3 protein-coding genes are annotated in these 6665 nt (G+C 37.9%); 2 read left to right on the forward strand and 1 reads right to left on the reverse strand.

Annotation, left to right across the window (positions count from 1 at the left end):
- Positions 1-12 precede the first annotated feature (12 nt).
- On the forward strand, positions 13-2778 hold the full coding sequence (locus ESY88_RS08140) for a PD-(D/E)XK nuclease family protein (RefSeq protein WP_147086096.1): 2766 nt from the start codon (positions 13-15) through the stop codon (positions 2776-2778).
- On the forward strand, positions 2775-3617 hold the full coding sequence (locus ESY88_RS08145; protein ID WP_147086095.1) for an alpha/beta hydrolase family protein: 843 nt from the start codon (positions 2775-2777) through the stop codon (positions 3615-3617). Before ESY88_RS08140 ends, ESY88_RS08145 begins: the two co-directional genes overlap by 4 nt.
- Here ESY88_RS08145 and ESY88_RS08150 read toward each other — a convergent pair.
- A complete protein-coding gene (locus ESY88_RS08150; RefSeq protein WP_189702552.1) occupies positions 3614-5974 on the reverse strand; it encodes a hybrid sensor histidine kinase/response regulator in 2361 nt (786 codons plus the stop codon). The genes ESY88_RS08145 and ESY88_RS08150 overlap by 4 nt on opposite strands.
- Between the last annotated feature and the right edge of the window lie 691 nt (positions 5975-6665).

The raw sequence follows: 6665 nt of genomic DNA on the forward strand, positions 1-6665 counted from the left end.
TATTTTTATACTATGGTAAGTTTTATACAAGAGGTCATTGATGACCTGCAGCTCAAGCATTCAAATTTTTCAAAAATTACTTTTATACTACCTAGTAAACGTGCAGGGCTTTTTCTGCGCAATGCCATAGCCCAGAGCATCAATCAAACTATTTTTGCTCCAGAAATTCATGCGATTGAAGAGTTTGTTGAGGTTGTTTCAGACTTTAGCTACACTACAAATTCAGAACTATTGTTTGAATTTTATGACGTGTATCTCAAACAAACACCAAAAGCTAACATTGAAAGTTTTGATAAATTCTCGAAATGGGCACAAATTATCATTCAAGACTTTAATGAGATCGATCGTTACCTTATAGAGCCCAACCATGTATTTGACTATTTGGCGGCCATAAAAGCAATTGAGAACCAACACTGGTCTCAAGATGAGCAACAAACGCCCTACATCAAAAACTATCTCTTATTCTGGAATAGGCTTAAACACTACTATAAAGCCCTCAATGACGCATTAAAAGCAAAGCAAAAAGGCTATCAGGGATTGGTGTATCGCGAAGCGGCATCCAATATCAAAGCCTATAATGCTGCAAATCAAGACAAAACTTACGTGTTTGTGGGGTTCAATGCCTTAAACTCTGCCGAAGAGTTGATATTCAAAGAGCTATTAGAAAATGCCTCGGCTGACATTTATTGGGATGTCGATCAAAGCTTTTTGGAAAACCCAATTCATGACGCTGGCCTATTTACTAGAAATCACAAGGCAAAGTGGCCGTATTTCAATAACCACGACTTCAATTGGATCAAATCACATTATTCAGAAGAAAAACATATTGAGGTTATTGGTGCAGCCAAACAGATTGGCCAAATAAAATATGTGGGTGAATTATTGCAACAACTTCAAGCCGAAGATACCAACCTCAAAAATACAGCTCTAATTTTGGGGGATGAATCACTCCTATTACCCCTTTTAAACTCAATTCCTGAGACCATTGACAAAGTCAACGTCACTATGGGTCTACCTTTGCATCTTACCCCTATGTCCTCCTTATTTGAAGAGCTTTTCAGAATTCATAAAAAGAGCCCCCTTCTTTATTATTATAAGGATGTGATCAGTTTATTGGCCCATCCCTTTATCAAACCACTATTTGACACTTTGGAAGGCAATCTTAGTGAAACGCTAATCACTGCGATAAAGACCAAGAACATCGCCAATGTAAGCCTTGAACAGCTACAAAAGCTTAGCACGTCAAGCCCCGAAGTACTACAATTACTGTTTAATTCATGGAGCGACCAACCAGACCTTGCAATTAGTGCCTGCCAAAAAATAATCTTGTTGCTAAAAACTAAGTTTGATAGCAATAAATCGGCTAATGCGCTTCCCTTGGAATATCTTTATAAATTCCATACCATATTCAACGAGCTTTCCCATCTAAACAACTCCTTCGAGCATATTACAAGCATACAATCCCTTTATGCCCTATATAGGGAACTCATAAAAAAGGAAACTCTAGACTTTAGAGGCGAACCCCTAGAGGGTCTACAAATCATGGGCATGCTCGAATCTCGGGTCCTTGATTATGAAACCATAATAATAACTTCTGTCAATGAGGGAATTCTACCCGCCGGTAAAAGTCATAATTCCTTTATTCCTTTTGATGTAAAGCTTGAAAACAAATTACCCACATACAAGGAAAAGGATGCCGTATACACCTACCACTTTTATAGACTATTACAGCGCGCTAAGCATGTCTATATCATATACAATACCGAAGCCGATGTGCTTTCAGGAGGCGAAAAAAGCAGATTTATTACCCAATTGGAGATTGAAGGCACTCACAAGCTCAAACAATCTATTGTAGCTCCAAATGTACCAGCCATAATGCAACAACTGCAAAAAATAAAAAAAACCCCGCTAGTTATAGAGGCTATAGATAGCTTATCCAAAAAAGGCTTTTCCCCTTCTTCATTAACCAACTATATAAGAAATCCAATTGATTTTTATTATGATAAAATCTTAGGCATTACCCAATACAAAGATGTTGAGGAAAGCATCGCCCTAAACACTTTAGGCACTGTGATCCACAATACGCTGGAAGATTTTTATAAGCCATACATTGGCAAGCTCATCACAGAGGAGAGCATACTCTCAATGAAGTCAAACATAAACAAAACGGTTTTAAAACATTTCAAGATTGAATATAAAGAAGGCGACATCAGTAAAGGGAAAAACCTCATCATCTTCGAAATTGCGAAACGCTATGTCTTGAACTTTCTGAAATTAGAATTATCAGACATAAAACAAGGGAACACTATTAAAATCCTTGCCGTTGAGGCGGAAAACAAAGTGACGATTTATCTAGACAGTATTCAAAAATCTGTGACTCTGAGAGGAAAAGTAGATCGCGTTGACCAATACAATGGCATGACCCGAATAATTGACTATAAAACAGGGCGAGTAGATCCCGGAAAGGTCGAAATTACGACCTGGGATGACCTGCTGACCGATTACACCAAATACAGTAAAAGTTTTCAAGTGCTCATGTATGCGTACATGATGGCCAAATCCAAACAAATTGAGCTGCCCGTGCAAGCAGGCATCATTTCCTTTAAAAACCTAAATCAGGGCTTTATGAAATTCGCCACAAAGCCATCATCAAATAGCAGAACAAAAAATCAATTGATTGACGAAGAAACCCTCATTGCCTTTGAGACGCAGCTGAAGCAGCTCATTACAGAAATTTATAACCCTTCAATTGATTTTACTGAAAAAAAACTCAAATGATCAAAAAAAATCAAGTTTTAGACCGCAAAACAGAAAAACCAATTGTTTATGACACGTTTTTCAAAGAAGATCAAACTAAAAAACCAATAGTCATTTTTTGCCATGGCTATAAAGGCTTTAAGGACTGGGGCAGTTGGGATTTAGTCGCCAAAGCTTTTATGGCTTCAGACCTGTTTTTTGTGAAATTCAACTTTTCGCATAATGGTGGCACCATAGAAGAACCTATCGACTTCCCCGATCTTGAGGCTTTTGCAGAAAATAATTACACTAAAGAACTCAATGATTTAGAGAGTATGCTCGATGTACTGGTTTCTGAAAACTTTGAATTTAAAAATGAAATCAATCCACATGACATTACGGTAATAGGTCATTCTCGAGGTGGAGGCATTGCAGTTTTAAAAGCTTCGGAAGATGCGCGTATCACAAAGCTTATTAGCTGGGCAAGCGTATCAGATTTTGGGAAGCGAGGCACTATGACATCAGATCTAGAGCAATGGAAAAAAGACGGCGTCAAATATGTTATAAACGGAAGGACCAAGCAGCAAATGCCACACAACTACCAATTCTATGAGGATTACAAGGCGAATGAAGCACGTTTGAGCATTCCTTCCGCAGCAAAAAAAATAGAAATCCCTTATTTGATTGTTCATGCAACCGATGATCCTTCGGTAAGTTTTGCCGAGGCCGAAGACCTACATCGTTTCAATGACAAGAGTGAACTGTCACCAGTTCAAAACTCCAATCATGTCTTTGGATCCAGTCATCCTTGGAAAGAAGAGGTACTTCCCAAAGCATTAAAAGATGTCGTTAAAAAAAGCGTCCAATTTATAACAGCTTAAGCGATCTTTAGGATTGGGTTGACTTGGCACTTCCCTATTTTTTGGAGCAGTAGCTCTTTACTAACAGGTTTGGTCATATAATCGTTCATGCCTGTATCAAGGACTTTTTTTCTCGTTTCTTGCATCGCATCTGCAGTGACAGCAATTATAGGAATACTGCCAATTGCTTTGCCCAATTTCCCGCTTCTTATAACTTCAGTTGCTTCATAACCATCCATTACAGGCATTTGCAAATCCATTAGTACTAAATCGTACACCTCCTTTTGCAGAGCATCAATAGCCTCTTGACCGTTATTGACCACTGCAAAGCTAATATGTGGTAAGCCACTTAACAATTTGCGCATTACCATTTGGTTTAATTTGTTGTCCTCAACAACTAAAATATGCTGTGGTTTGACCGTTAGTTTTTGAATATCGTTCAATGCTGTTTCGCTCTTTGAAAGAGACTTTAGCGGTAATTCTATAAATACGTCTGTTCCCTTTCCTGTTTCGCTTTCTAGATATATCTCACCATCAAACAGTCCTACCAAATGCCTAACAATCGACAATCCCAAGCCTATACCACCAAATTGTCTTTTATGGTTTAATCGCATTTGGTTAAAACTATCAAATACATTCTTCTTTTGTTCTCTATCCATTCCAACTCCAGAATCTGAGATCTGCATCGAGAAACGCGATACACTCTTGGGTTGTGCCGTACATTTGAGCTTAAACGTTACGTGTCCATCATTTGTGAACTTAACAGCATTGCCCAAAACATTGTTTAAGATTTGCATAAAACGCTCAGCATCTCCAACCACTGTGGTAGGGATGTCATGATCCATGTCAAACGTATAGTCCAAACCTTTGCCCTCTGCTTCGATCTTCCAGTTACTACTTATTTGATGAATCATTACAGAGGGATTGAATTCATCCAGCTCTAGCACGAGCTCATTCTTCTCAATTTTTTCAAAATCCAAGATATCGTTAACATTACTCAGCAAACTCAACGATGCATTCTTGATCACTTGGTACTGTTTTCTATTTTCAACGGAATTGTTTTGATCCTTTAACTCTAATTCTGCAACACCCATGATTGCATTAATTGGCGTGCGCAGCTCATGACTAATGTTAGACATGAAATAAGATTTTAGCTGACTTATTTCTTCTGATTTCTGAAGCGCTTCATCTTGTATGGCCTCCTTTTCCAATCGTAAGTTTCTGATGAGATTTGTCATGGATAATGATAAGAATATCACTTCGAAAGCTGAGCCAAATTTGGCACTGTTCAATGTAAAGAAATTGTTGGGCAAGAGACTTAAATTATTCAAAACAAATCCTAAGAGGCCAATGACGAGGAAGAAAATTCCGAAGGAGAAATAAGGGTCAATAGCCATGCGTTTATACCGCATCGTAAATACCGTGGTCAAAATCAAAATCAAGCTCAACAAACCGTTAATATTACTAATTGGGTAAACCAACTCGAGGGACTTTGGGCCAATAAAAATCATGATGAATAGAATCGCAAGCACAGCATAAATAGTGTTATAGGCCTTTTTGAAATTTGGTAGCGAGGTGTCAACTTTTAAAAAGTACTCACTATACTTAAGCAAGAAAAAATTTGATAGTATTGCAGCAATCATCACTGCTCGACTATTTATAAATCCGCCATCTGATAAAATATATTGATGTATAAACCCATCTAAAGCTGCCTGCATCAGACCAATTGAAAATACGTAAAGCCCATAGTATAAAAATGTCTTCTCTCTCAAACTTGTAAAAAAGAACAGGTAAATGGTTCCCGCTAGTAAAAGCAAACCGTAAAATAGTCCCAAAAAAAGTTGCTGTTTGTAATTTACCATCCAAAACGAGACTTCGTCATATAGATTTAGGGGAATGTTTATTGTCTCGCCATCACTGCCTAAGTGCAAATAGATTTGAGTCGTGGTTTTTGCAGGAATGCTAATTTTAAAAATAGTTGAGCGATGTTTTACTTGACGCTCATCAAAAGGAATTTGATCTCCACTCTTACCTATTATGATCCCCGTTTCAGAAATCTGAAACATTGTAGCCAAATCTGTAATTGGCCGAGCCGTCTCTAAATAATAGGTTTTTTGTGTTTCATCAGAATTTTCCAAACTAAAACGAACCCAGTAATTATCGCCTGTAAACCCAACACTATGGTTCTCTGATTCTAAATTGTTATAGGCAATATTTGGAGCACTTAAAACCTCAGAAATACTGAGATTCACTTTTCCAGCATCGGCAAATTGGGCATATTCATAGAGCTCCCCTTTACTCGTTTGTGGGTTGTAGGGTACATCTTGAGCGTATAGACCAAGTCCTATAAAATAGATAATTAGTAGCGGTAGTTTCATGTTTGGGGCAATTAACAACATGAAACATACGACAAAAAATTGAGGACGGTTTTGTTTAAATATGATAATCGTTTAGCGTCACTTCAAATTAGTGATTTTGACGCAATATAAACTTCGTGTTTATAACTAAACCAAGAGTATTTTTGATGATTACGTAAGGTAAGTTATGGCGAATTGAATAATTGCACGCCTGCAAGAGCAAACCTGCACATTCTGAAAAGATTGCTGATTTTTTTGTGTTTATGCGGAAAACCTCAAATCAAGAAAAAGTTATAGGGATTAGCTGCGCTGTTCCGAAGCTGCAACACTACTGCAAATAAAAAACCGACGCATCTTGCAGATGCTGTTTTTTTCATTTATTGAAAATAGCTCAAGCACGCTTGGCTGTTTTCGAAATGAATTGAAGGGATTAGCTGCGCTGTTCCGAAGCTGCAACACTACTGCAAATAGAAAACCAACGCATCTTGCAGATGCTGTTTTTTTCATTTATTGAAAATAGCTCAAGCACGCTTGGCTGTTTTCGAAATGAATTGAAGGGATTAGCTGCGCTGTTCCGAAGCTGCTACACTACTGCAAATAGAAAACCAACGCATCTTGCAGATGCTGTTTTTTTCATTTATTGAAAATAGCTCAAGCACGCTTGGCTGTTTTCGAAATGAATTGAAGGGATTAGCTGCGCTGTTCCGAAGCT

The sequence above is a fragment of the Subsaximicrobium wynnwilliamsii genome (assembly GCF_007997225.1).
In the GTDB taxonomy this organism is placed as follows: Bacteria; Bacteroidota; Bacteroidia; order Flavobacteriales; family Flavobacteriaceae; genus Psychroserpens; species Psychroserpens wynnwilliamsii.

Excerpts from the sequence above, each read along its gene's own strand:
- ESY88_RS08140 (WP_147086096.1), top strand. The coding sequence starts at position 13 with ATGGTAAGTTTTATACAAGAGGTCATTGATGACCTGCAGCTCAAGCAT.
- ESY88_RS08145 (WP_147086095.1), top strand. The coding sequence starts at position 2,775 with ATGATCAAAAAAAATCAAGTTTTAGACCGCAAAACAGAAAAACCAATT.
- ESY88_RS08150 (WP_189702552.1), bottom strand. The coding sequence starts at position 5,974 with ATGAAACTACCGCTACTAATTATCTATTTTATAGGACTTGGTCTATAC.